21 protein-coding genes are annotated in these 21,727 nt (G+C 65.2%); 11 read left to right on the top strand and 10 right to left on the bottom strand.

Annotation, left to right across the window (positions count from 1 at the left end; translation table 11 throughout):
* Positions 1-111 precede the first annotated feature (111 nt).
* Positions 112-1,842, bottom strand: a complete 1,731-nt coding sequence (locus BOO71_RS02745; RefSeq protein WP_075830452.1) for an ABC transporter substrate-binding protein — start codon at positions 1,840-1,842, stop codon at positions 112-114.
* A 411-nt stretch (positions 1,843-2,253) separates the two neighbouring features.
* On the opposite strand from BOO71_RS02745, the gene BOO71_RS02740 reads away from it, so the two are divergent.
* Positions 2,254-2,727: a hypothetical protein gene (locus BOO71_RS02740; protein WP_139322701.1), complete on the top strand. Its 474-nt coding sequence runs from the start codon at positions 2,254-2,256 to the stop codon at positions 2,725-2,727.
* Positions 2,728-2,811: 84 nt separating this feature from the next.
* On the opposite strand, the gene miaB is transcribed toward BOO71_RS02740, so the two are convergent.
* Complete coding sequence (gene miaB / locus BOO71_RS02735) at positions 2,812-4,191, bottom strand: tRNA (N6-isopentenyl adenosine(37)-C2)-methylthiotransferase MiaB (RefSeq protein WP_075830450.1); 1,380 nt, start codon at positions 4,189-4,191, stop codon at positions 2,812-2,814.
* A gap of 232 nt (positions 4,192-4,423) precedes the next feature.
* On the opposite strand from miaB, the gene BOO71_RS02730 reads away from it, so the two are divergent.
* The gene (locus BOO71_RS02730; protein ID WP_075830535.1) at positions 4,424-6,262 is read left to right on the top strand and encodes a DUF5693 family protein; all 1,839 of its coding nucleotides are present in this window, start codon (positions 4,424-4,426) and stop codon (positions 6,260-6,262) included.
* Positions 6,259-7,233, top strand: coding sequence for a polysaccharide pyruvyl transferase CsaB (gene csaB, locus BOO71_RS02725; protein ID WP_075830449.1), 975 nt, complete (start codon positions 6,259-6,261; stop codon positions 7,231-7,233). Before BOO71_RS02730 ends, csaB begins: the two co-directional genes overlap by 4 nt.
* 114 nt (positions 7,234-7,347) lie before the next feature.
* Here the strand turns inward: csaB and BOO71_RS02720 are convergent, their stop codons facing one another.
* Positions 7,348-7,602 carry a hypothetical protein gene (locus tag BOO71_RS02720; RefSeq protein ID WP_075830448.1) on the bottom strand — a complete coding sequence of 85 codons (255 nt, stop codon included), beginning with the start codon at positions 7,600-7,602 and terminating at the stop codon, positions 7,348-7,350.
* Between the two features lie 132 nt (positions 7,603-7,734).
* On the opposite strand from BOO71_RS02720, the gene BOO71_RS02715 reads away from it, so the two are divergent.
* The 4 genes from BOO71_RS02715 (at position 7,735) to meaB (ending at position 12,081) form a co-directional block, all read left to right on the top strand.
* On the top strand, positions 7,735-7,989 hold the full coding sequence (locus BOO71_RS02715; protein WP_075830534.1) for a hypothetical protein: 255 nt from the start codon (positions 7,735-7,737) through the stop codon (positions 7,987-7,989).
* A 64-nt stretch (positions 7,990-8,053) separates the two neighbouring features.
* Positions 8,054-10,204 carry a methylmalonyl-CoA mutase gene (gene scpA, locus BOO71_RS02710; RefSeq protein WP_075830447.1) on the top strand — a complete coding sequence of 717 codons (2,151 nt, stop codon included), beginning with the start codon at positions 8,054-8,056 and terminating at the stop codon, positions 10,202-10,204.
* A 72-nt stretch (positions 10,205-10,276) separates the two neighbouring features.
* Positions 10,277-11,077: a VOC family protein gene (locus tag BOO71_RS02705; RefSeq protein ID WP_075830446.1), complete on the top strand. Its 801-nt coding sequence runs from the start codon at positions 10,277-10,279 to the stop codon at positions 11,075-11,077.
* Positions 11,078-11,136: 59 nt separating this feature from the next.
* Positions 11,137-12,081: a methylmalonyl Co-A mutase-associated GTPase MeaB gene (meaB, locus tag BOO71_RS02700; protein ID WP_075830445.1), complete on the top strand. Its 945-nt coding sequence runs from the start codon at positions 11,137-11,139 to the stop codon at positions 12,079-12,081.
* Here meaB and BOO71_RS02695 read toward each other — a convergent pair.
* Positions 12,068-12,718, bottom strand: a complete 651-nt coding sequence (locus BOO71_RS02695; protein ID WP_075830444.1) for a DNA-3-methyladenine glycosylase — start codon at positions 12,716-12,718, stop codon at positions 12,068-12,070. The two genes, meaB and BOO71_RS02695, sit on opposite strands and share 14 nt — an antisense overlap.
* 123 nt (positions 12,719-12,841) lie before the next feature.
* Here BOO71_RS02695 and BOO71_RS26215 point away from each other — a divergent pair, with 123 nt between their 5' ends.
* The 3 genes from BOO71_RS26215 (at position 12,842) to BOO71_RS02680 (ending at position 15,418) form a co-directional block, all read left to right on the top strand.
* Positions 12,842-13,117 (top strand): DUF2171 domain-containing protein, encoded by a 276-nt coding sequence (locus BOO71_RS26215; RefSeq protein ID WP_083652887.1) that lies wholly within the window; start codon positions 12,842-12,844, stop codon positions 13,115-13,117.
* Between the two features lie 115 nt (positions 13,118-13,232).
* Positions 13,233-15,203, top strand: coding sequence for an alpha-amylase family protein (locus BOO71_RS02685; RefSeq protein ID WP_075830532.1), 1,971 nt, complete (start codon positions 13,233-13,235; stop codon positions 15,201-15,203).
* Positions 15,200-15,418, top strand: coding sequence for a hypothetical protein (locus BOO71_RS02680; RefSeq protein ID WP_075830443.1), 219 nt, complete (start codon positions 15,200-15,202; stop codon positions 15,416-15,418). Before BOO71_RS02685 ends, BOO71_RS02680 begins: the two co-directional genes overlap by 4 nt.
* A 412-nt stretch (positions 15,419-15,830) precedes the next feature.
* Here BOO71_RS02680 and BOO71_RS02675 read toward each other — a convergent pair whose 3' ends face one another.
* The 6 genes from BOO71_RS02675 to BOO71_RS02655 all read right to left on the bottom strand — a co-directional run bounded on the left by BOO71_RS02675 (position 15,831) and on the right by BOO71_RS02655 (position 21,278).
* Positions 15,831-16,589: an SDR family NAD(P)-dependent oxidoreductase gene (locus BOO71_RS02675; RefSeq protein ID WP_075830531.1), complete on the bottom strand. Its 759-nt coding sequence runs from the start codon at positions 16,587-16,589 to the stop codon at positions 15,831-15,833.
* 190 nt (positions 16,590-16,779) lie between these two features.
* On the bottom strand, positions 16,780-16,938 hold the full coding sequence (locus tag BOO71_RS27535) for a hypothetical protein (RefSeq protein ID WP_175607337.1): 159 nt from the start codon (positions 16,936-16,938) through the stop codon (positions 16,780-16,782).
* A gap of 43 nt (positions 16,939-16,981) precedes the next feature.
* Positions 16,982-18,088, bottom strand: coding sequence for a GGDEF domain-containing protein (locus tag BOO71_RS02670; RefSeq protein ID WP_075830442.1), 1,107 nt, complete (start codon positions 18,086-18,088; stop codon positions 16,982-16,984).
* Positions 18,089-18,229: 141 nt separating this feature from the next.
* Positions 18,230-19,423: an HD-GYP domain-containing protein gene (locus BOO71_RS02665; RefSeq protein ID WP_139322700.1), complete on the bottom strand. Its 1,194-nt coding sequence runs from the start codon at positions 19,421-19,423 to the stop codon at positions 18,230-18,232.
* Between the two features lie 75 nt (positions 19,424-19,498).
* Entirely contained in the window at positions 19,499-20,086 is a 588-nt protein-coding gene (locus BOO71_RS02660) for a DUF2726 domain-containing protein (RefSeq protein WP_075830440.1), read from the bottom strand.
* Between the two features lie 112 nt (positions 20,087-20,198).
* Complete coding sequence (locus tag BOO71_RS02655) at positions 20,199-21,278, bottom strand: GGDEF domain-containing protein (RefSeq protein WP_075830439.1); 1,080 nt, start codon at positions 21,276-21,278, stop codon at positions 20,199-20,201.
* Positions 21,279-21,482: 204 nt separating this feature from the next.
* On the opposite strand from BOO71_RS02655, the gene BOO71_RS28625 reads away from it, so the two are divergent.
* Positions 21,483-21,727: hypothetical protein (locus BOO71_RS28625; RefSeq protein WP_254842982.1), on the top strand; the 245-nt coding region annotated here is incomplete at its 3' end.

Raw genomic sequence — 21,727 nt, 5'->3', positions numbered from 1 at the left:
GCTGTGCAGAGGAAAAAAGCTATGCAAAGGCAAAAAGGGGAGGGGGGCAACCCCACGTTCGTGGTCGCCCCGCCTGTCCCTTGAGACATATCAGGTCACGGAAGGGACGGTTTACTTCTTGCTCAGTTCCTTCCAGTACAGCGAGGTCATGGGGTTGAATCCGGCCTTGGTCAGCGGCGCGCCACTGACGCGGCTGCTGAAGAAGGTGTAGTTCACGGGCGCGGGCACCAGGATGTACGGGGCCTGCTCGTAGGCGCGGTTGCCCACCAGGCTGTACAGGCGGTTACGCTCGGCGGCGTTGATGGTGCTGCGGGCCTGCTTGAGCCACTTGTCCACGCTGGCGTCCTTCCAGTTGGCGCGCGGGCTGTAGTAGCCGTCGCTGGCATAGAAGGTGTACATGAAGTTGTCCGCATCGGCGTAGTCGGGTGCCCAGCCGATCAGGATCATGGCTTCCTGACCCTTCTTGGAATCGGCCAGCATCTCGGACCACTGCTTGGCCTGGATGTTCACGCGGAACTTGGGATTGATCGACTCGATGTTCTTCTTCAGAATTTCCATCGCGGTCTGCGAAGCTGGGGCGCTGGCGCGGTAGTTGGCCGTCAGCACGAAGCCGTTCTTCCAGAGCTGACCGCCCCAGGCGCGCTTGAAGTAGTCGGTGGCCTTGGCGGCGTCGAAGGTGTAGGTCTTGACCTTGGAATCGTAGCCGGGGAAGATATCGGGCATCAGCATGGTGCGCTGCATGCCCTTACCATTCTGCACGTCTTTGATGTAGCCCTGGTAGTTAAAGGCGTAGGAGAAGCCCCGGCGCACGTTCACGTCGCTGAAGAAGTTGGAGGGAATGCCCTTGCCGTCCAGCTTGCCGCTGCCCAGCAGCGCGTTGTTTGCGCCCGAAATCTTCTCGTTCATGAAGATGGCCGTGGCCGTGGTGTTAGGCAGATCGTCTACCCAGGTCACGCCGGGCTTGCCCTTGACCTGCGCCTCGTCCACGCTGCGCCCGCCACCGTCGATGATGTCGGCGTCGCCGCGCAGCAGCGCCTGCTGACGGGCGGCCAGTTCGGGCACCTTCTGCTGAATCACGTTCTTGATGCTGGGCTTCTTGCCCCAGTAGCCGTCGAAGGCCTGGAACAGGTGGTTGTTGGCGTCGGCGCGGACCAGCTTGTAAGGGCCGGTGCCGTTGGGCTTCTTGCTCAGTTCGCTGTCGGTCAGATCCTTGCCGATCCAGTCCTTCCAGGTCTTCTCGGTGCCGTCCCATTCGCCGATCTTGGTGCTGTAGGCTTTTTCCACGATGGCCTGACCGGTGTAGGCCAGCTTGGCTAGGAAGGCGGGGTCCACGGCGGGCAGGGTAAAGACCAGTTGCCCGGCGGCATTGCACTGCACGGACTTGTCGATCTTGGCCCAGGTGACGGTCTTGTCGTCGGCTGCGTTGCTCTGGGTGCCGGTCAGCGCCTCGGCGATGAACCAGTTGCCGCTCGCGCCGCTGTTGGTGACCAGATTGCGCTCGAAGCTGTATTCCGCGTCGGCGCAGGTCATGGTCGCGCCGCTGTGGAACTTGACGCCCTTGCGCAGATCGAAGGTGTAGGTCTTGCCGCCGTTGCTGGGGGTCCATTTGGTGGCCAGCAGCGGCACCAGCTTGGTCAGGCTGGCTCCGTCATAGGTGATCAGCGTTTCGTACATGTTGTCCACGAGGGCCGAGGACGCGGTGTCGTAGGTCACGCCGGGGTCCATCGTCGGCACGTCGCTGGACGACTGGATAACCAGCGTATCGGTGGGCGACGCGGCCAGCGCGGCGGAAACGAGGAGCAACGAGCTGAGGATGGCAAACTTCTTCGCGGTTTTCTTCATGGAGCCTCCTGAAAGGTGGGTTGACGGATGGGGCGGGTCAAAAGGAAAAAACAGCTCGAAAGTTGCCCGGCCTGTCACCTGTCTAGTGTTTGAACGCGCGCATCATAGCGTAGGTCATCCGGCTTAGTGTGAACTGGGCCAGCATCCACTGAAGGCGTCAGGTAGAAAGGCGCTGCACCCGTGCCAGGAGGCGGAAATCCAGCCTGCAACCGAGAACGGCGGCTGCCGATTTGCGCCTCTGCGGCGTGTGGGCGGTCAATGCGCGTCGGCTTTGCAGACCTGTTTTTGTGGGCGCAGAGGTGGGTGAATAGGAAGGAGGCTCAGCTCCCCGGTCCGCTTTCCTGCCGAATGACGCGCCTGGAACAGCCACCCAGTACACTTTCTCAGAAGCGGACTGTTACCCTGGACGTCATGTTTCGCCTTTCCCCCCTGTTGTCTCCGCGTCTTCTGCTGGCGGGTCTGGCGCTGGCCGCCACCTCCTGTGCCCCACGCGTCACCGTGCCCCAGACCCAGATCAGCTCTGGCGTCAGTGTCAACGGGCGGCTGCTGACGGTCACGCTGGTCAACCTCGGCCCGCATAATCTGCTGCTCAAGAACGATTGCCCCCGGCCCTTCAGTCTCAGCGTGCTGGACACCGCCAAGACCGGTCAGCCGGACCTGAAATACGGGCAGTTTCAGGTGTGCGTGGCCTCGTACCTGCCGCCTGCGCCGTGGAACATTGGCGAGCGCATCCAGGCCGTGGTGGAATTCCCGCAGGAAACTGGCCTCCGCACGCTGGAAGCCCAGGCCAGCGTCAACGTCAAGCTGGCCTCCGACGGCATGGGCGCAGACGGCTTCCGCACCATTCAGGTGAAGGTCCCGGCGTTTCAGGTGGACATCAAGTAGCCCCCTGATCACCGCTGTTGCCTGCTGCTGAAGCAAGAATAAAAAGCCCTCTCCATGCAGAGAGGGCCTGTGTTGTCGTGGTCTTTACGCCATCTGTAACGGACTGATCAGTGCCGCTGCCTGGGCTTCCAGCCTGGGGATTTCCGGCAATGGCTGGCCGTCTGCGTCAACGATCTGGCCATACAGCATGTGCGGGGTGCTGTGGCCGATCAGCACCGGATACACGCCTGCGCCCTCTGCGCCGAATGCCTTGGGCACCACGGTGGGATGGTTGCCGCGCGTGTGGCCCTCTAAAAAGCCCTCGCTGTGGGCGTCGCCGCGCAGCAGCACTTCCTGCACCGTGCCGACTTTCGTGGCGTTGCGGAGCTTGCTCCATTCCTTCTGCTTCACGATCAACCGTTGCAGGCGTTCGGTCTTCAGCTCGCGCGGCAGGTCCTCGAAGTGCTTGTAGCTGGGCGTGCCGGGGCGCGGCGAGTAGATGAACATGTAGGCGCTGTCGTAGCCCACCTCGTCGTACAGGCTCAGGGTTTCCTGAAAGTCTTCCTCGGTCTCGCCGGGAAAGCCCACGATGATATCGGTGGCCAGCACCACGTTGGGTAGATGCTTCTTGATGGCGGCGATGTGGCCCAGGTACGTCTCGCGGCTGTATTCGCGGGCCATGCGGCGCAGCACGCGGCTGCTTCCGCTCTGCACCGGCAGATGCACGAAATCGCAGACGGCGGGCGTCTCGGCCATCGCGGCGGCCACGTCCTCGGTGAAGTTCATGGGGTGGCTGGTGGTGAACTTGATGCGCTTCACGCCACTGCGGCCTACCATTCGCAGCAGATCGGCAAAGGATGGATAGCCCGCCAGCCTCGCGCCGCCGTCCACGCCGTAAGCGTTCACGTTCTGGCCCAGCAGCGTGACTTCCTGCACGCCTGCCGCCAGTTGCAGGTCCAGCTCGCGCAGGATGTCGTCGGGCGAGCGGCTGACCTGGGGGCCGCGCGTGGTGGGCACGATGCAGTAGGTGCAGTGGTGGTCGCAGCCGCGCATGATGGTCAGGTGCGCCTGCAACTTGCCCTGCGGGGAGGGCGGAATGTGTTCGTGCAGCTCGTCCTTGAATTGCAGGCCCCAGAAGCGCCCGTTGCTCTCCAGCGCTGTGCCGATGTCCAGCAGACTGCCCGGCCCCAGCAGCACGTCCACCTCGAACTTGCGGGCCATCTGCTGGCCTTCCTCAAGCTGGGCGAGGCAGCCCATCATGCCCACCACCAGGGGGCGCTGAGATTTGACCTTGCGGAGTTGGCCCAGCAGGCTGCGGACCTTGTCCACTGGCTTGCCGCGCACCGCGCAGGTGTTGACCAGCACGAAATCGGCCTCGTCGATGCTGTCCACCAGATCCGCGCCGAAACTGACCAGTTGCGACTGGACCAGGTGCGAGTCGTACTCGTTCATCTGACACCCGTAGGTGATCATGTGTGCCTTCATGTTTGTGTTCTCCTCTCGGCTGGCCGGATGGATTCCGGGGCCTTCCCTCGCGCCTGCCTGGGCGTGACAGTGGAGTGTAGCGCGTGGCGTTCCCCTCCACCCTTCGGCTGACGTGCCCCACCGGCGCAGGCGTTAGGATGCCCCGATTTTTGCCCGCTTCATCTCTCTCGCCCCGTCTCGCCGCTAGGATGTAAACGTGACCGACCCGACCCGCGCCCCACTGCCCCACCCCATGTCGCCCGCCTCGCTGCCGCCCGCCACCCGTCATCCCTGGACACCGCTGTTGCTGGGGCTGATCGCGCTGTCGCTGATTCCGGCGCTGCTGCTGGCCTTCCAGCGCGTGCAGTACGAGCAGGCGCAGAAGACGGCGGCCATGGTGATGGACTACCCGGCGCTGGTGATCCAGGCCCGCCGCTATGGCCTGGAGCCGCAGGCGTTGCTGGACAAGTACAAGGCGCTGGGTGTCAACGGCGTGGCGCTGTACGAGGACACCATTGCCAGCCTGGAACAGCGCGGCGAGGTGTACCTGAAAAACGGCTCCGATCTGGCGGCGGACTTTCCGGGGCAGGGGATCAAGACCAACGCGGTGTATATGCGCGCCTCCACCCCGGCCATCGCCGAGGAACTGCGGGGCCGCTACACCATCCCCACCCGTGACGTGCAGATCGCGGGCCGAACCTGGGTCGAGTGGCCTTCTGACCCGCGCTTCCTGCCCGCTGGGCCGGATACGGCGGCGGTCAACGACTTTAAAAAGCAGGGTCTGGTCGTGGTGTACCGCCCCTATCAGGACGCTGCGGTGCCGACGGCCAAGGTGGGCGCGGACTGGCCAGACGTGCCGTTTATCGCATTTACCGGCGACGAGGTGATCGGGGCGCGTACCCCCGAATTGCTGGCGCAGGTGGACAAGGCGCTGGGCAAACGTCTTCCGGCCATCATCGAGGGCAACATTCAGGACGGGCTGGACGAACTGGTGCCCACACATGGCGGGGTGCGGCTGTTCGCGCTGGCCCCCAGTTACCAGAACAGGCTGGAACCGCTGGACGTGGCCAGCAAGTACAACCTGGCCGCCCGTGAGCGCGGCATGCGGCTGCTGTACCTGCGTCCCTACCCCACCATCAACGAAACCGAGGACATGCTGGGCCGCACCCAGGAATTGCTGAAGCGTTCCGGCGTGAAGCTGGACCTGCCGCAGGTGGGCACCTTTGCGCCCAGCCCGATCCTGAAGGCGCTGAGCATGATCGGGCCGCTGGCCGCGCTGCTGCTGCTGGGCCTGAGCTTCCCGCTGACGCGGCTGGGCGTGGTCGCGGTGGGCGTCGTGGTGCTGCTGGCCTTCGGCCTGAACACCCTGCATCCCTTCGAGAGTGCCGCGCTGGTGGCCGCCGTGGCCTTCCCGGCGCTGGGGCTGGTGCTGCGGCGTTCAAAGGTCACCGACTGGTTCCTGGCGACGGGCCTGAGTCTGGTGGGCATCCTGTTCGTTTCGGCGCTGGGGGCCAGCCGGGAAAGCACGCTGGGCCTCGAACCTTTCCGGGGCGTGGGCCTGACGCTGCTGCTGCCGCTGACGCTGGTGGCCCTGAGCTTCCTGCCGCGCCAGGACATCCGCAAGACGGCGGCGGATATCTACGCCGCCCCGATCCGGCTGGGCGACGTGGCCGTGATGGCGCTGGGTTTCGTGCTGCTGTCGCTGGTGTACGAGCGGCGCGGCAACGCCACGGGTGGCTCGGCCAGCACCTTCGAGGCGTCTCTGCGGCGCGAGGTGCAGGACTCGATCATCCGCCCGCGTTTCAAGGAAATTGCTGCGCACCCGCTGGCACTGCTGGGCCTCAGCGGCACCTTGCCGGGCTACTTCAGCGGGCTGTTGATCCTGGCCGGGGTGGTGGGGCAGTCCAGCATCCTGAACACCTTCTCGCACTTCCACACGCCGTTTCTGATCAGCGCGGCCCGCGTGTTCATCGGTCTGGGGCTGGGCCTGCTGCTGGGCGGCGTGGCGATCTGGGCGCTGAGGTACGCGATGGGCCTGTGGAAGACCTACGGTGCGCCCCGCATTACCGCTGGTTCCAGAGGTCAGGCGTGAGCCGCCGCGTGGCGGTCAGCGGCTATTACGGCTTCGGCAACACGGGCGACGAGGCGATTGCGCTGGCGATCACCCGCGAGATCAGGAAGCGCGGCATGACCCCCCTGCTGCTCTCCAATACCCCGCAGGAGTCGGCCCAGACTTACGGCAGCGAGGCGGCGGCGCGCATGAAACCCCTGCCGCTGCTCTCGGCGGTGGCCCGCTCCAGCGTGCTGCTCAGCGGGGGAGGCGGCCTGCTTCAGGACCGAACGAGCGCCCGCACCCTCAGCTATTACCTGGGCGTGATCCGTCTGGCCCGAATGATGGGCAAGCGCGTGGTGATCTTTAACCAGAGCGTCGGCCCGCTGTCGCCGGAAGGCGGGCGCAGGGTGGCCGCCGCGCTGGCGGGCCTGCGGATCATCGTGCGGGATGGGGCCAGTCTGGAAACCCTGGAGGGCCTGGGCCTGAAAGGCGAGCTGGGCGGCGATCCAGCCCTGCTGCTGTCGCCCACGCCGGAGCTGCCGCGTGACCTGCAAAGCGTGATCGTCGCCCCGCGCGGCGACGTGACCGAGGCGCTGGAACCCCTGCAACAGGTCACCGTGCAGCTCCGCCGCGCCGGGCGGCACGTCACAGCCCTGAGCTTCATGCCGGACCACGATGACGCAGCGGCCCACGCGCTGGGGGCCAACCATGTGGTCAGCACCCGTGATCCGCAGACGGCCCTGGACACCATCGCGCGCAGCGGCTACGTGATCGGCGTCCGGCTACACGCCCTGATTCTGGCCGCCGCTGCTGGAACACCGTTTTCCGGTATTGCCTACGATCCCAAGGTCCAGGGCTTCTGCGCCGATGCGGGCGCGCCCAGCCACCCGCTGCCCCCGGTCCCGGCCATTCTGGTGGAGGAGGCGATCCGCCGCGTCACCCCCGACTGGAACGCTCTGGAGGACATGAAACTGCGTGCCTCGCACAGCTTCAGCCGGGCGCTGAATTAGGAGTTGGGGGGTGGGCTGTAGGGTGTGGCAAAAGATGGGCGTGGGATGCGGAACGCGAAAAAAGCCCTTCGCCCTGCGCTTTCGCTCCGTCCATCAACCATCACCCTTCCTCCATCAAGCCCTCGGTTTGATGTAGGCCGCCAGACCCGCCAGCGCGCTGGTCAGCACGGCCAGTCCCAGGGCACGCGCAAAATTGGTCAGGCTGCCCAGGCCGAGTTGCCCGCTGATGGCGTGTTCCAGGCTTCCCACCGAGCGCAGCCACAGCGGCGCAGCGGACCCCAGCGACGCGAAAGCCCCCAGCGTCAGTGCTGCCAGCCCCAGCACGAAGGCAATCAGAACCACGGTCAACAGCCAGGCCAGAGCGCGCATCAGTGGCGCGTGCCCCTTGAGATCAGCTCCAGTCCGGCGGTCATCGGGGGCATTCTATTCAAAGTGACCTGCCGGACAGCGAAAAATTTCACATCTCCCCACCCTCTTCAGGGGGCTGTGTACCCTGTGGGGGTGAGTCTGCCTGCCCGTGTCCGTGTCACCCGCCCGCCCCTGCCCCTGGCTCCTGCCCTGCGCGTCGCCGCTGCCCGACTTTGCCCGCAGGCCCCGCTGGGCAGCCTGAATGCGGCGGCCCTGGCCATTGCCGGGGGAGCCGTGATCGGCGCGCACCTGCTGTGGGATGGGGGAGAGGTGCAGTTTCTGGAAACGGGCTGGCGTGGGCGTGGCATCGAGGAAGCGCTGGCGGGGGCGGTGGCCCAGAAAAATTGAGGGCTTCTCCTAACGCCCGTTAGGCCGCTGCGTGGCATCATGGCCCCACACGGAGGCCAACCCCATGAGCGAGCAAAATCTCCCCACGCTGGACGCCTGGAAGGCGCTGGCCCGCAAGGACCTGAAAGGTGCGGAACCCGAGACCCTGAACCGCCTCACCCCTGAAGGATTGACCCTCAAGGCGCTCTACACCCGCGCCGATCTCCCCGAAGACGGTGGGGCCGACACCCTGCCCGGACTTTCTCCCTACACGCGCGGCCCCCGCGCCACCATGTACGCCGCCCGCACCTGGACCATCCGGCAGTACGCGGGCTTTTCCACTGCCGAGGCTAGCAACGCTTTTTACCGCCGCAACCTGAAAGCCGGGCAGAAGGGCCTGTCGGTGGCCTTTGACCTCGCCACGCACCGGGGCTACGACTCCGATCACCCGCGCGTGGTGGGCGACGTTGGCAAGGCCGGAGTCGCCATCGACAGTGTTGAAGATATGAAACTGCTGTTCGACGGCATTCCGCTGGACCAGATGTCGGTGTCCATGACCATGAACGGCGCGGTGCTGCCCATTCTGGCCGGGTACATCGTCGCCGGGCAGGAGGGCGGGGCCAGTCTGGACCAGCTCTCAGGGACCATCCAGAATGACATTCTCAAAGAGTTCATGGTCCGCAACACCTACATCTATCCGCCGGAACCGTCCATGCGGATCGTGGCCGACATCATCGCCTACACCGCTGAGAAGATGCCGCGCTTTAATTCCATCTCCATCAGCGGCTATCACTTGCAGGAGGCCGGGGCAAACGCCGCACTGGAACTGGCCTACACCCTGGCGGACGGTCTGGAATACGTGCGGGCCGCGCTGAAAAAGGGGCTGGATGTGGACGCCTTCGCCCCGCGCCTCAGCTTCTTCTTCGCCATCGGCATGAACTTCTACACCGAAGTCGCCAAACTCCGCGCCGCCCGCCTGCTGTGGGACGAGATCATGGCGGGCTTTGACCCCAAAAACCCCATGAGCCGCGCCCTGCGAACCCACTGTCAGACCTCCGGCTGGTCCCTGACCGAGCAGGACCCGTACAACAACGTCGTGCGGACGGCGGTGGAGGCGATGGCGGCGGTGTTCGGCGGCACCCAGAGCCTGCACACCAACGCCTTCGACGAGGCGATTGGCCTGCCCACCGAATTCTCGGCGCGGATTGCCCGCAACACTCAGTTGCTGATTCAGGAAGAAACCGGCATCCCCGACGTGGTGGACCCCTGGGGCGGCAGCTATCTGATGGAACGCCTGACTTTTGATCTGGCCGAGAAGGCGCGCGAGCTGATGCGCGAGGTGGAGGAACTGGGCGGCATGGCCAAGGCCATTGAAGCTGGGATTCCCAAGCTGAGAATTGAAGAAAGCGCGGCCCGCAAACAGGCCCGCATTGACCGGGGCGAGGACGTGATCGTGGGCGTCAACAAGTACCGCCTCCAGGAGCAGACGCCCGTGGACCTGCTGGAAATTGACAACGACGCCGTGCGCGAATCTCAGATTGCCCGGCTGAACCGGGTCAAGGCCGAACGTGACCCGGAAGCGGTCAAAGCGTGTCTGGACGCGCTGGAAAATGCCGCCCGCACCGACACCGGCAACCTGTTGGCCCTGTCGGTGGAAGCGATGCGCGCCCGCTGCACGGTGGGCGAGGTCAGCGACGCGCTGGAGCGGGTCTGGGGCCGCCACAGTGCCGAGGTTCGCACCCTGAGCGGCGTTTACGCGCAGGGCTACGCCGGGGACGAGGGCTTTGCCGCGTTGCAGGGCGACATTGAAGCCTTTGCCGAGGCCGAGGGCCGCCGCCCGCGCATGCTGGTGGTCAAGATGGGCCAGGACGGCCATGACCGGGGCGCGAAGGTCATTGCCACTGGTTTCGCTGATCTGGGCTTTGACGTGGACGTGGGACCGCTGTTCCAGACCCCGGACGAGGCTGCGCGGCAGGCGGTGGAAAACGACGTGCATGTGATCGGCGTCAGCTCTCAGGCGGCGGGCCACAAGACGCTGATTCCGCAACTGATCGCCGCGTTGAAGGACCAGGAAGCGGGCGACATTCTGGTGATCGCGGGCGGCGTGATTCCTCAGCAGGATTACGCGGCGCTGCGGGCGGCAGGGGTGTCGGGCATCTTTGGCCCCGGCACGCCGATCCTGACCAGTGCGCGGGAAGTTCTGCGGCTGTTACGGGAACGGAATACGAATATCTGATTACGTGTTTGACATAATGAGTATTGTGGCCTAAACTGCTGTTGAAGCCCAGCTCAACAGGAGGCACAATCCATGTCACAGCCGCAGACGTTCACGCCCGTCACGCCTTCGCCCATTGCTGCCGGAGAACCGATCTGGGTAGATCTGGATTCACCCAACCCGCAGCAGAGCCGCCAGTTCTACACGGCGTTGTTTGGCTGGGAGTACCAGATTTCGGAGGAGTTTGGCGGTCACGCCAACGCGCATGTGGATGGCAAGCAGGCTGCTGGAATCAGCCCGATGCCTCCGTCTTCAGTGCCAGCGGAGCGGAGCGGCTGGACCATCTACTTTGCCAGCGACGATCTTGCCGCCGATCTCGGGCGCGTGCAGCAACTGGGTGGGCAGGTGCTGGCCGGGCCGATGCAGATCGGAGATCAGGGTCATATGGCAATCTTCGCAGATCCCAGGGGAGCTGCTTTCGGACTGTGGCAGGACGACCAACATGGCGGTTTTGCTGCCCACAGCGGGCCGGGCCGTCTGGTGTGGGCCGAGGTCAACGCCCGCGATTCGGCCCCCGCCGTGGCCTTTTACAATCAGCTCCTGAACGCCACTTCTCAGCAGCTCCCCGGCGCGGACTACCACCAACTGATGCACGGCGAGACGGGCTTCGCGGGCGTGTCGGGCCATGCCGAGAACTGGGACGCCGTGAATGCGGGCGGCTGGATGGTCTACTTTTACGCCGAGAGTGTAGATACGGCAGCGCAGACAGCAGAGCAACACGGCGGCAAGATTCTGGTGGCCCCGTTTGATATGCCCTTTGGACGCATGGCGGTGCTGGCTGACCCGGCGGGCGCGGTGTTCTCGGTCATGAATCCACAACCTGCGGGCGCGTAACTCTCCTGTTCTCTCAAAAGCCCTGCCCGCGTGGTGGGGCTTTCTCTATGATGCCCTCCATGCCCGCCCATCCCCTCGCCGCCCCCCTCCTTTCCGGCAGCCGCCGCGCGCTGGCCCGCGCCATTACCCTCAGCGAATCCACCCGCGCCGATCACGAGGCAGAAGCACAGGCTTTGCTTTCGGAAGTCGCGCTCAATGCCGGGCAATCCATCCGGGTGGGCTTGACGGGCGTGCCAGGGGTGGGCAAGTCCACTTTTATTGAGGCGCTGGGCATCCATCTGGCCGATGCGGGTCACAAAGTCGCCGTGCTGGCCGTGGACCCCAGCAGCGCCCGCACGGGCGGCAGCATCATGGGCGACAAGACGCGCATGCCCCGGCTGACTGTTCATCCGAACGCCTACATCCGCCCCAGTCCTGCGGGGGGCAACCTGGGTGGCGTGGCCCGGCGCACCCGCGAGGCCATCACCCTATGCGAGGCGGCGGGCTACGACGTGGTGCTGGTGGAAACCGTGGGCGTGGGCCAGAGCGAGACGCAGGTGGCCGCCATGACCGATCTGTTCGTGCTGCTCACGCTGCCCAACGCCGGGGATGAGTTGCAGGGCATCAAGCGCGGCATCATGGAACTGGCCGATCTATGTGTGGTCAACAAGGCGGACAGTGATTCCAGGGCGGCGATTCGCGCCCAGACCGAACTCCGCGCCGCCCTGCGGCTGCTGACCCCGCACGACGCTCCCTGGCGGCCCCGCGCCCTGCGGGCCTCCGCGCTGACGGGCGAGGGCGTGCCGGAAGTCTGGAACGTGGTTCTGGAATACGTGCAGGAAGTCAATCTGGAAGTCAGACGCCGCACCCAGACCGCCCAGTGGTTTGACGAACTGTTGCGTGAGGCGGCGTGGCGGATGTTCCGTGCTGGCTTGGACGTGCGAAAGCTCCAGAATCTGCGTGCAGAGGTGGAGTCGGGGCGGCTGACCGCCATTCAGGGCGTGGCTGCGCTCACGGCTGATTAAGGCCCGTCTCCGTCGTGGCCGCACTCGGCTTCCCTGGCGATACCCACGGATTGTCCCGGATCAAAAACCGCCACGGCAACGCCGCCCCCTGCCGCAACCCGACGCGGGCTGTAATTTCCACCTCTGAATCCGGCACTGCCTCACCCGGCACGATGTAGAAGGCGGGGCCGTTAATCGGCTGACCCTTCAACTCTTCGGTCAGGCCCAGTGCCGTGACCAGTTTGGCGGGGCCATTGCTCAGATCAATCGGGCGTTTGACGGGGCGGAGTTCGCGCATTCGTTCCTCGCCCAGCATCGGCTGAACGGCGCGGATGAGGATGGACGCCTGAACGCCCACGGGACGGCAGGTGACGTTCAGCAGGGCCTGCTTGTAGGCGTAATGAAAGTAGACGCGGCCCGGCTCACCGCCCATCGCCGCCGCCGCGCCAGGCAGCCGGGCAATCACATGGCAACTGGGATCGCGTGGGCAGTCGTAGCCCTCGGTTTCCACGATGCAGGCAGCTATCACCGCGCCATCTGGCAGCACATGCACCAGCACCGCGCCGATCAGTTCGCGGGCCACCTTCACCGGATCGCCCGCGAAGAAGTCGGGGGTCAGGGCCTGGGTATGGCTCGTATCGGGTGCGTCCAACAACATGGCCGCAGAGTAGGGGAGGGGCGCGGCAGCCTCTGCCAGTGGGCTTACGCAATCCATCATCTCTCAACGTTGTCTAACGCCTCTGCCAATCTGGGGGTCATCTGCCGGGCCTAGCCTGGGGGCATGACACAGAATGACAAGATGGACGCAGGCCAGATCACCGAACGCATTGCCAAGGACCTCAAGGAGCGGCTGGACAAGGGCGGCGAACACCTTCAGGTCATGGACAAGAACGGTGAACACGTCGGCACCCTGGACCACCTGGACGGCGACAAGATCAAGCTGACCAAAAGTGACAGCAGCGACGGCAAGCACCATTACCTGCCGCTGACTCAGGTGGAAAGCATGGACGACGTGGCGGTGTACCTGAACGTCACCCGCGAAGAAGCGATGAAGTAAACACGGTCTGAACCGGAGGCGGCGGAGAGCATCTGCCGCCTTTTTCCATGCCGTCAGACTTTTAGCCCCCGGTATTGGAAACACTTCCAAACAGACCGTATGCTGACAGGCAATGATGCACTCCTCGCTATTGACCTCAGAACAGGCCCAGCGGCTGCGGCTGGCGTTTGACGATGACCGGGACGCCGAGACCTTTTTTCTGCGGCTGGAGCGCTACGGCCCCGAACTGCTGGACAGCCTGCGCGCCGTGTATCTGGAACGCGCCGACGGTCTGATGGAACGCCTGCTGGAGATCATGCTTCACGCCTACCACACCCGCCCCGCCGATCTGAGGCGGCTGGACGAGGCCCGGCTGCTGTCGCCGGACTGGTTGCAGTCGCCGCGCATGGTGGGGTACGTGGCCTACGCGGACCGCTTCGCTGGAACCCTGCGCGGGGTGCAGGAACATGTGGATTATCTGGACGCGCTGGGCGTCACCTACCTGCACCTGATGCCGCTGCTGCGCCCGCGCGAGGGCCAGAACGACGGCGGCTACGCGGTGGCCGACTACCGCTCGGTGCGGCCTGACCTGGGTACGATGGACGATCTGAGCGCGCTGGCCCGTGACCTGCGGGGCCGGGGCATCAGCCTGGTGCTGGATCTGGTCCTGAACCATGTGGCCCGCGAACACGAGTGGGCACAGAAGGCGCGGGCGGGCGAGGACCAGTACCGCGACTACTTCCACCTGTTCGCGGACCGGGGCCTGCCGGACGCTTACGAGACCACGCTGCCCGAAGTGTTCCCCGACTTTGCCCCTGGCAACTTTACCTGGGACCCTGAATTGGGAGAGGGGCACGCGGGCGAGGGCGGCACGGGCGGCTGGGTCTGGACCACCTTCAACACCTACCAGTGGGACCTGAACTGGGGCAATCCCGACGTGCTGGCCGAATTTGTGGACATCATCCTGAATCTGGCGAACCGGGGGGTGGAGGTCTTCCGGCTGGACGCCATCGCCTTCATGTGGAAACGGCTGGGCACCGACAGCCAGAACCAGCCGGAAGTGCATCACCTGACTCGCGCCCTGCGTGCGGCGGCGCGCATCGTGGCCCCGGCGGTGGCCTTCAAGGCCGAGGCCATCGTAGGACCGGGCGATCTGATCCATTACCTGGGAACGGGCACGCACCACGGCAGGGTCAGCGACATGGCGTACCACAACAGCCTGATGGTCCAACTCTGGAGCAGTCTCGCCAGCCGCGACACCCGCCTGATGGAAGAAGCCCTGCGCGCCTTTCCGCCCAAGCCGACCAACACCACCTGGGGCATGTATGTGCGCTGCCACGACGACATCGGCTGGGCCATCAGCGACACCGACGCGGCGCGCGTGGGCATCAGTGGTCCGGGCCACCGCCATTTCCTGAGCGACTTCTACAGCGGCGAGTTTCCTGGCAGCTTTGCGCGTGGGCTGGTCTTTCAGTTCAATCCGGCCACCGGGGACCGCCGCATCAGCGGCTCGGCAGCCAGTCTGGCCGGGCTGGAAACGGCGCTGGAGGGCGGGAACGAGGCCCTGACCAGACTGGCCGTTCAGCGCCTGCTGCTGCTGCACACGGTCATTCTGGGCTTCGGTGGGGTGCCGCTGCTGTACATGGGGGACGAACTGGCCCTGACCAACGATAACCATTACGCCGACACCCCCGAACACGCCGCCGACAACCGCTGGGTCCACCGCCCGCGCATGGACTGGGCGCTGGCACAGGAGGTTCAGGACCACCCCGACACTCCCGCCGGGCAGGTCAACGCCGGGTTGCGCTGGCGCATCGCCGTTCGCAAGACCCTGCCCTATCTGCACGCTTCCATTGAAAGCCGCGTGGTTTCCAGCCCCGATCCGCGTGTGCTGATGCTGCGCCGGGATCATCCGCTGGGCGTATTGCTGGAGGTCTACAACTTCAGCGAGGAGCGCGTGGTGCTGCCTGCCTACGTGTTGCGCGGTCACCTGGGCGAGGACGCCCACGACGCCCTGAGCCGCAGCGCCTTTCATCTGACCCGGCCCACCGTGACCCTGGACCCCTACCGCGCGTTGTGGTTGACTGCGGCAGAGGTGAACGCATGACCGATCCCAAAATGCCGTCTGAACCATCTGACTTTGGAAAGAGGCGCACCAGCGTCCCCACCGAGTCTTTGCTGCGCGCCGTGCGGGACGCTTCCGAACGCCTGACCCGCTTCTCCCGTGACCCCGACGTGCGCCGTGAGGCCGGAAACGTGGCGCAGTCGGTGGGCAAATTGCTGGACGCCATCCGCAAATCCGGGGCCGAGAAGGGGAGATAGGAGAGGCCCAGCCTTGTTAGAGCCTATTCGGGAAGTCGAAGGTGAGGATCAGATTTAATGTGACTCAGACAGTGTTTCTGCTTCCTCCCTCTTTATGGGGGAGGGTTGGGGAGGGGGTGAACCGCAGACGCCCTCCCAGCGCACCTTAATCAAAACAGACGCTCCACTTTCCGAATATGCTCTTAGTGCTGCAATTTGGGATCGTCCCCTCACCTTCCGGGCGTCCATCGAAAGCGAGACCGACTTGTCACCGGGCTAATTGATGCGGACACCGCCTGCGGGCTGCTTGCGCTGTGGGGCGGAGGAACAGGGTCCGCTCCTGTGAAGTTGAAAATCGTTGCGGGCTGCTGTCCAGGCCGAGATTGAAAAGCAGCACCCCTCCTGCTTCGATGTCATCCTCCAGATAGAGACGCTAAACAGGCCGCCCGGCCATCATGAAGCTGGCGGTCATGCCGCCGTCCACCGGCACGATGGCCCCGGTCATGAAACTGGCCTCCGGGCTGCCCAGAAAATAGACCACCTGCGCCACTTCCTGCGGTGTGCCCAGGCGGCGCAGGGCGTGCAGGTCCTCGTAGTCGCGGCGGGTGGCGGGCGGATCGTCACTCTGCTCGATGCCCGCCAGCAGCCCCTCGGTACTGATCGCGCCGGGGGCCACCGCGTTGACCCGCAGGCCGCGTGGTGCCAGATCCAGCGCCATCGCGCGGGTCAGGTTGACCAGTCCGCCCTTGCTGGCGGTGTACGCCGCATTGTCCTGTTCGGCAAACAGGCCCTGCACCGAGGCCACGTTCACCACCGCGCCGCCCGGCGGCATCAGATCGATCAGGGCGCGGGTCAGCAGCAGCGGGGCCGTCAGGTTCACGCTCAGCGTTCTGGCCCAGCCGCGCTCACTGACCTCCAGTACGCTGCCGTGGGCGTCCTGATAGGCGGCGTTGTGGACCAGCACGTCCACGCTCCCCAGTTCCCGCGCCGCCCGCACGATGCGCTCCCGTCCGGCGGCGCTGCTGACATCAGCCCTGACACGCCCCTGGCCCTTCAGGGTGGGCGGCAGGCTCAGGTCCACGCTGAGGACCTTTGCGCCGCGTTCGGCGTACAGCGTCGCGATGGCCCGTCCGATGCCGCGCGCCGCTCCGGTGACGACGATGTTTTGCGCTTGTACCTGTGTTCTGGTCATGCTTCCAGTGTCGTTGACGGCGGCATGGGTGTCGAGGAGTTTCAATGGACGGTCAAGTTCTCTCCTTCATGGTGTGTGCGGGCGGCTATAAAGCGAGTGGTGCGCCGGGCGATGAATTCTGCCGGGTTCAGGGCGCTTTGCATCTCGGCTTCCGGCAGCTTCAGGCCCACCGCTACGGAATCAGCGGCGGTCAGGGCTGGGGATGCAGGTGGTCCAGCAGCGTCTTGATGTGGGCATGGGCTTCCCAGAAGGCGATCACGTCAGCCAGTTCGGTGACCACCGATCCGCCCTGCTGGGTCTCGCACAGCCATTCCTTTCCCCACGAGAACCCTCTTTTTCTGCGTCGCAACTCCGCGAATCCCGTTCGGATTTCCAGGTGTCGGCAATGCCTTTCAATCAGAGTCCGTCCCGGAACTTGGGGGCCGGATGTGGCCGACATCCCCAAAATCCATCCCCCAGTCCACCTGATTGCCCACGATGCGCCGCCGCTTGGCGTGGTACATCCGGGCGTCGGCCAGTGACAGCCAGTCATCGATATTGCCGTCCGGTGGCGGCTTCGCCACGCCGCCCTGCAAGCAGATCGGGCCGGGGCCGGGGGGCCACTCGGCAGCGCGCAGGGCATGGGTCAGGCGCAGGGCCAGTGCCTCCAGACGCGCTTCCGGCTCCCAGACCAGCAGGGCAAATTCATCCCCACCCAGACGGAAGGCGGCGTCCGGGGCGGGGAAGGTCTGCCGGAGGGCCTGCCCCACCCTCGCAAGCACCTCGTCGCCCGTCTGGTGTCCGAAACTGTCGTTGATCCGCTTGAATTCATGAACGTCGAGCATCACCAGATGCAGTTCCCTACCTTCCTGCCGGGCGGTGTCCAGAGCGAGAGGCACATCATAGTAGAAGGCCCGGCGGTTGGGCAGACCGGTCAGCATGTCGGTACGGGTGAGCTGTTCGAGTTCCTCGCGCAGGGCAGCGTTTTCCAGGGCAATCGAGACGTGCTGGGCCAGCAGTTGCAGAAATTCCAGATCGGTGTCGTCGAAGGCGTGGGTCTCGTAACTCTGGATGGACAGCACCCCGGTCCGCTCGCCCCGGACCTCCAGCGGCACGAACAGCATGGACAGGGCCAGGCGGTCCGGCGCATCGTCCTCACCGCGTTCCAGAACCACCCTGTCGTCCACCACCCGCCGGATGCGGACCGGGTGTTCGTCCAGATAGGCGGGGAGATCGGGAACGGAGAGTGGGCCACTGTGCAGCACGCTCTCGATAAGACCCCTGGGGTAGAAGGGCAGACGGTGGGTGTAGCGTTTTTCTTCCCTGTACAGTTCCCAGCGCCAGTCGCCGCCGGGTTGCCGCAGGGCGAGCAGGGTGATGTGGCCCAGGAACAGCGTGCCAGCCTGTTGATGCACCGCCTGCACCACCGCCTCTACCTCATGGCTGCTGCGGGCCAGGGACGCCAGCACCTGCACCAACTGGTGATAGCGGACGAGTGGGGTTGTCTCGAATCTGGGCATGGACGGACTCCAGAGTTAAGGGTGCGGGCCGGACGGCAGCGGGCAGGCAGAGACGGTCAGGGTCTGACCCTGCGTCACATTCTCTCATCCTGGCCGCCTGAGCGTCCCGCATCAGGAATTCGCCCGTCTCTGCAACCAGGATCAATGGGCGTGGTCCTGGTCCCCGGTCATCACCTGGATGAACAGGCGCGTCAGTTCTGGATCGAAATGCTGCCCCGCCTGACTCTCGATCTCGGCCAGCGCCGCCTCTGCCGTCCACGCTGCCTTGTAGGGGCGCTGGCTGGTCAGGGCGTCGTACACGTCGCACAGCGCGAACAGGCGACCCGCCAGACTGATCTCGTTGCCCGCCTTGCCCGCCGGGTAGCCCTGGCCGTCCCAGCGCTCGTGGTGATCGCTGATCATCTCCAGTGCAGTGGCTGGCAGAAAGCCCAGCGCGGTGGCAAAACGCACGCCCTCGGGCACATGTGAGCGCATCACGGTCCACTCCCGGGCGTCCAGCGGGCCGGGCTTGAGCAGCACCGCATCGGGAATGGCGATCTTGCCGATGTCGTGCAAGTACGCCCCCCAGCGCAGCGCCCGCGTCTGAGACGGCGACCAGTACAGCGCCCGCGCCATCCGTATCGCCAGTTCGGTCACGCGGTCCGTGTGGCCCTTGGTCTCGCCGTCACGCACCTCCAGCGCCAGCCCCATGGCCCGCAGCGCCGCCTCCCGCGCGTCGCTGGCCTGCTCGTCGGCGGCCAGGCGGCCTGCCAGCCCGGCGATGGTTCCGGAAACGAGGCTGAAGATGGCGGCTTCCTCCATCTGCCAGACGTGCGGCGTGAAGGTGTACATCAGAAAGGCGCCCAGCAGCTCGCCGTCCCTGGCCCGCACGGGCGCGGCAGCCAGACTGGCGACGCCCACAGTCGTGAAGCCGACAGTGAGGGTGTCGCAGAGCGTGACGATATCGTCGAAGAACAGGCAGCCGGAGCTGTACTCCAGCGCCAGCATCAGCGGAGTCTGGAGGGGCAGGCCCTGACAGACGAGGTCTTTCACGCGGGAGGTCTGGGACGTCTCACCTGCGGTTGCGCGCACACGGTAACTCCGCTCCTGGGCGCAGGTGACCTGGATATAGGCCGCTCCCACGGCGGCGGTGTGGGTGATGAGGTACTCCAGCGTGGGGATCACGCCCTGGTCTATGGTGCTGGCAGAGAAGACTTGACGGGTCAGGTCCAGCACCGATTGGGCCGCCAGCATGCGCACGTCCCTTCCCGGCGTCGGGCCATGACCACGGTTGGCGTGGTGTTCGGCGGGAAGCATGTGCCAAGCATCGTGCAGCGCGCCTTTCACGGTTCTCACAGCGGACCAGTCCAAAGGGGGGGTGGGGGGAGGGTGACTGTCAGCTCATCGTCAATAGCAGGAGCGACGGCGGCCTCAACCTACCGACTGTTCGGCCCAATCACGCTGGGCGGGACGCAGATGTTGCCACAGCAGCGCTTCCAGGCTGGTCTGGGTGTGGTCTTCCTCTGCCCGCAGGCGTAGCAACAGCAGTCCAGCGCTGCGAAAGGCCAGATCCTTGGCCTCGTCCCTGCGGCGCTGTTCGGCGTGGTGGACCGTTTTGCCAGTCAGTTCGATAGCCGCCACGGGATGGTGTCCATCCAATACCACGATCAGAAAGTCGATGTGTTCGTCGCGCAGACTGGCGAGGGCGGCCTGCTGGGGGGGCAGTGCGGCGACGATCAGGAACAGATCGTAGAGCCGCACGTTGGGAAAGGCGCGGTAACCGGGGGGCAGTGCGCGTTCCAGGGTTCTGAAGAAAGCACCCTCGCCGAGACTGAAAAACGGGGTCCGGGTCTCGACAGCCAGGTGGCCGGGCAGCGCGTCTATCGGCGGATTGGAGGTGGCCGAAGGTGGCGCACGGACAGTCCGATCCGGCGCGGTTCGTCTGCCCAGAGAAAACCCAGCCCCCGTCAGCAGCGCGGCGGCGACACCGAGCAGCAGGCCAGTCTCCAGATGATCCATGCCCGCAGCGTAGCTGGATGGTCATGACAGCGGACTGCCGAAGGGGCTGGATAAAGATTCAGGGCAGCGCCGCACCGGCCAGAGGCCACGGGTCGGTCAGGTTTCCTGGCCCTCAGCCCAGGCCGTCTCCAAAATCCAGACCCCCGTACGCCACGTTTTCCACGGTCCGCTGCCGTTTGGCGTGGTACATCCGGGCGTCGGCCAGCGACAGCCATTCCTCAAGGCCCGCGCCGGGGAGCGGCTGGGCCACGCCGCCCTGGAGAACGATGGGGCCAAGCGTGCCCGGCCAGGCAGCGGTCCGCAGGCCGTGGGTCAGGCGCGTGGTCAGTTCGTCCAGTCGCCGGGCCGTGCCCCAGATCAGCAGGGCAAATTCATCCCCACTCAGACGGAAGGCGGTGTCCGGTGAGACGAAGGTCCGCCCCAGCACCTGCGCCAGGATGGACAGCACCTCGTCGCCCGTCTGGTGTCCGAAACTGTCGTTGATCCGCTTGAATTCATGAACGTCGAGCATCACCAGATGCAGTTCCTTACCCTCCTGCCGGGCGATGTCCAGGGCCAGGGGTACGTCGTGGTAGAAGGCCCGACGGTTGGGCAGACCGGTCAGCATGTCGGTGCGGGTGAGGTGTTCGAGTTCCTCGCGCAGGGCGGCGTTTTCCAGGGCAATCGAGACGTGCTGGGCCAGCAGTTGCAGAAATTCCAGATCGGTGTCGTCGAAGGCGTGGGCCTCGTAACTCTGGATGGACAGCACCCCGGTCCGCTCGCCCCGGACCTCCAGCGGCACGAACAGCATCGAGACGGTAGGCGGCCCGGCCAGCTCCTCTTCCGCCTGGACGTTCAACATCACCTTGCCGTTGTCCATCACCCGCCGGAAGCGCACTGGATATTCCAGCAGATAGGCGTCGATATCGGGGATCGACAGCGCCTCGCCGTGCAACACGTTCTCCAGGATGCCCTCGGGGTAAAACGGCAGCCGCTGGGAGTAGCGCCGCTGATCCTCGTACACCTCCCACAGCCAGTCGCCGCCGGGTTGCCGCAGCGCCAGCAGGGTACTGTGGGCAGAAAAAAGCGTTCCAGCCTGCTGATGGACCGCCTGCACCACCGCGTCTACCCCGTGGCTGCTGCGGGCCAGCGAGGCCAGCACCTGCACCAGTTGGTGGTAGCGCGCGAGCAACGTTGTCTCGGATCTGATCATTGGCACACTCTGGGAGCGGGGAAGGATGGAGCGCGGATGTGGGGAAACCGGGGCCAGTCTACGCTTTACCGTGACTCGGCAGGCACCGATGCCGTCCGAAGACAGGCTTTTATCTCAACCAGATCCAATTCCCAAGACGTTCAGCGCGGCCAGAGGATCATGCCGTAGGCGTCTGACCAGATCGGTGAGGTGTCGTGTTCGCGCGTGCAAAAGGGTCAACAGTATGCCGTGCAGGACAGCCAATCCTTGCGCTCCTTGGCGCAGTCGGTGACGATCTTCATGGAAGATCGTGTCACGCCGATGGTGGCTCCGATTCTCGATACTCCAGTGTTGTCGCCAGATGTCCTCGGCTTCCCTTGCTGTGAGCAGCGTGCTGCTCACGGCAAACCGCACCTCATGGGTCACGCGCCCATCTCGGTGCGTGACCTGATGCTCCCGACGAATCAGGG

It is taken from the genome of Deinococcus marmoris (genome assembly GCF_001949125.1).
GTDB lineage: Bacteria > Deinococcota > Deinococci > Deinococcales > Deinococcaceae > Deinococcus > Deinococcus marmoris_A.
This window is presented reverse-complemented; position numbering and strand designations above follow the sequence as displayed.

Bases quoted from the DNA above. Each gene is read 5' to 3' on its own strand.
- BOO71_RS02745 (WP_075830452.1), bottom strand. From the start codon at position 1,842: ATGAAGAAAACCGCGAAGAAGTTTGCCATCCTCAGCTCGTTGCTCCTC.
- BOO71_RS02740 (WP_139322701.1), top strand. From the start codon at position 2,254: ATGTTTCGCCTTTCCCCCCTGTTGTCTCCGCGTCTTCTGCTGGCGGGT.
- miaB (WP_075830450.1), bottom strand. From the start codon at position 4,191: ATGAAGGCACACATGATCACCTACGGGTGTCAGATGAACGAGTACGAC.
- BOO71_RS02730 (WP_075830535.1), top strand. From the start codon at position 4,424: ATGTCGCCCGCCTCGCTGCCGCCCGCCACCCGTCATCCCTGGACACCG.
- BOO71_RS02720 (WP_075830448.1), bottom strand. From the start codon at position 7,602: ATGCGCGCTCTGGCCTGGCTGTTGACCGTGGTTCTGATTGCCTTCGTG.
- scpA (WP_075830447.1), top strand. From the start codon at position 8,054: ATGAGCGAGCAAAATCTCCCCACGCTGGACGCCTGGAAGGCGCTGGCC.
- BOO71_RS02705 (WP_075830446.1), top strand. From the start codon at position 10,277: ATGTCACAGCCGCAGACGTTCACGCCCGTCACGCCTTCGCCCATTGCT.
- meaB (WP_075830445.1), top strand. From the start codon at position 11,137: ATGCCCGCCCATCCCCTCGCCGCCCCCCTCCTTTCCGGCAGCCGCCGC.
- BOO71_RS02695 (WP_075830444.1), bottom strand. From the start codon at position 12,718: ATGTTGTTGGACGCACCCGATACGAGCCATACCCAGGCCCTGACCCCC.
- BOO71_RS26215 (WP_083652887.1), top strand. From the start codon at position 12,842: ATGACACAGAATGACAAGATGGACGCAGGCCAGATCACCGAACGCATT.
- BOO71_RS02685 (WP_075830532.1), top strand. From the start codon at position 13,233: ATGCACTCCTCGCTATTGACCTCAGAACAGGCCCAGCGGCTGCGGCTG.
- BOO71_RS02680 (WP_075830443.1), top strand. From the start codon at position 15,200: ATGACCGATCCCAAAATGCCGTCTGAACCATCTGACTTTGGAAAGAGG.
- BOO71_RS02675 (WP_075830531.1), bottom strand. From the start codon at position 16,589: ATGACCAGAACACAGGTACAAGCGCAAAACATCGTCGTCACCGGAGCG.
- BOO71_RS02670 (WP_075830442.1), bottom strand. From the start codon at position 18,088: ATGCCCAGATTCGAGACAACCCCACTCGTCCGCTATCACCAGTTGGTG.
- BOO71_RS02660 (WP_075830440.1), bottom strand. From the start codon at position 20,086: ATGGATCATCTGGAGACTGGCCTGCTGCTCGGTGTCGCCGCCGCGCTG.
- BOO71_RS02655 (WP_075830439.1), bottom strand. From the start codon at position 21,278: ATGATCAGATCCGAGACAACGTTGCTCGCGCGCTACCACCAACTGGTG.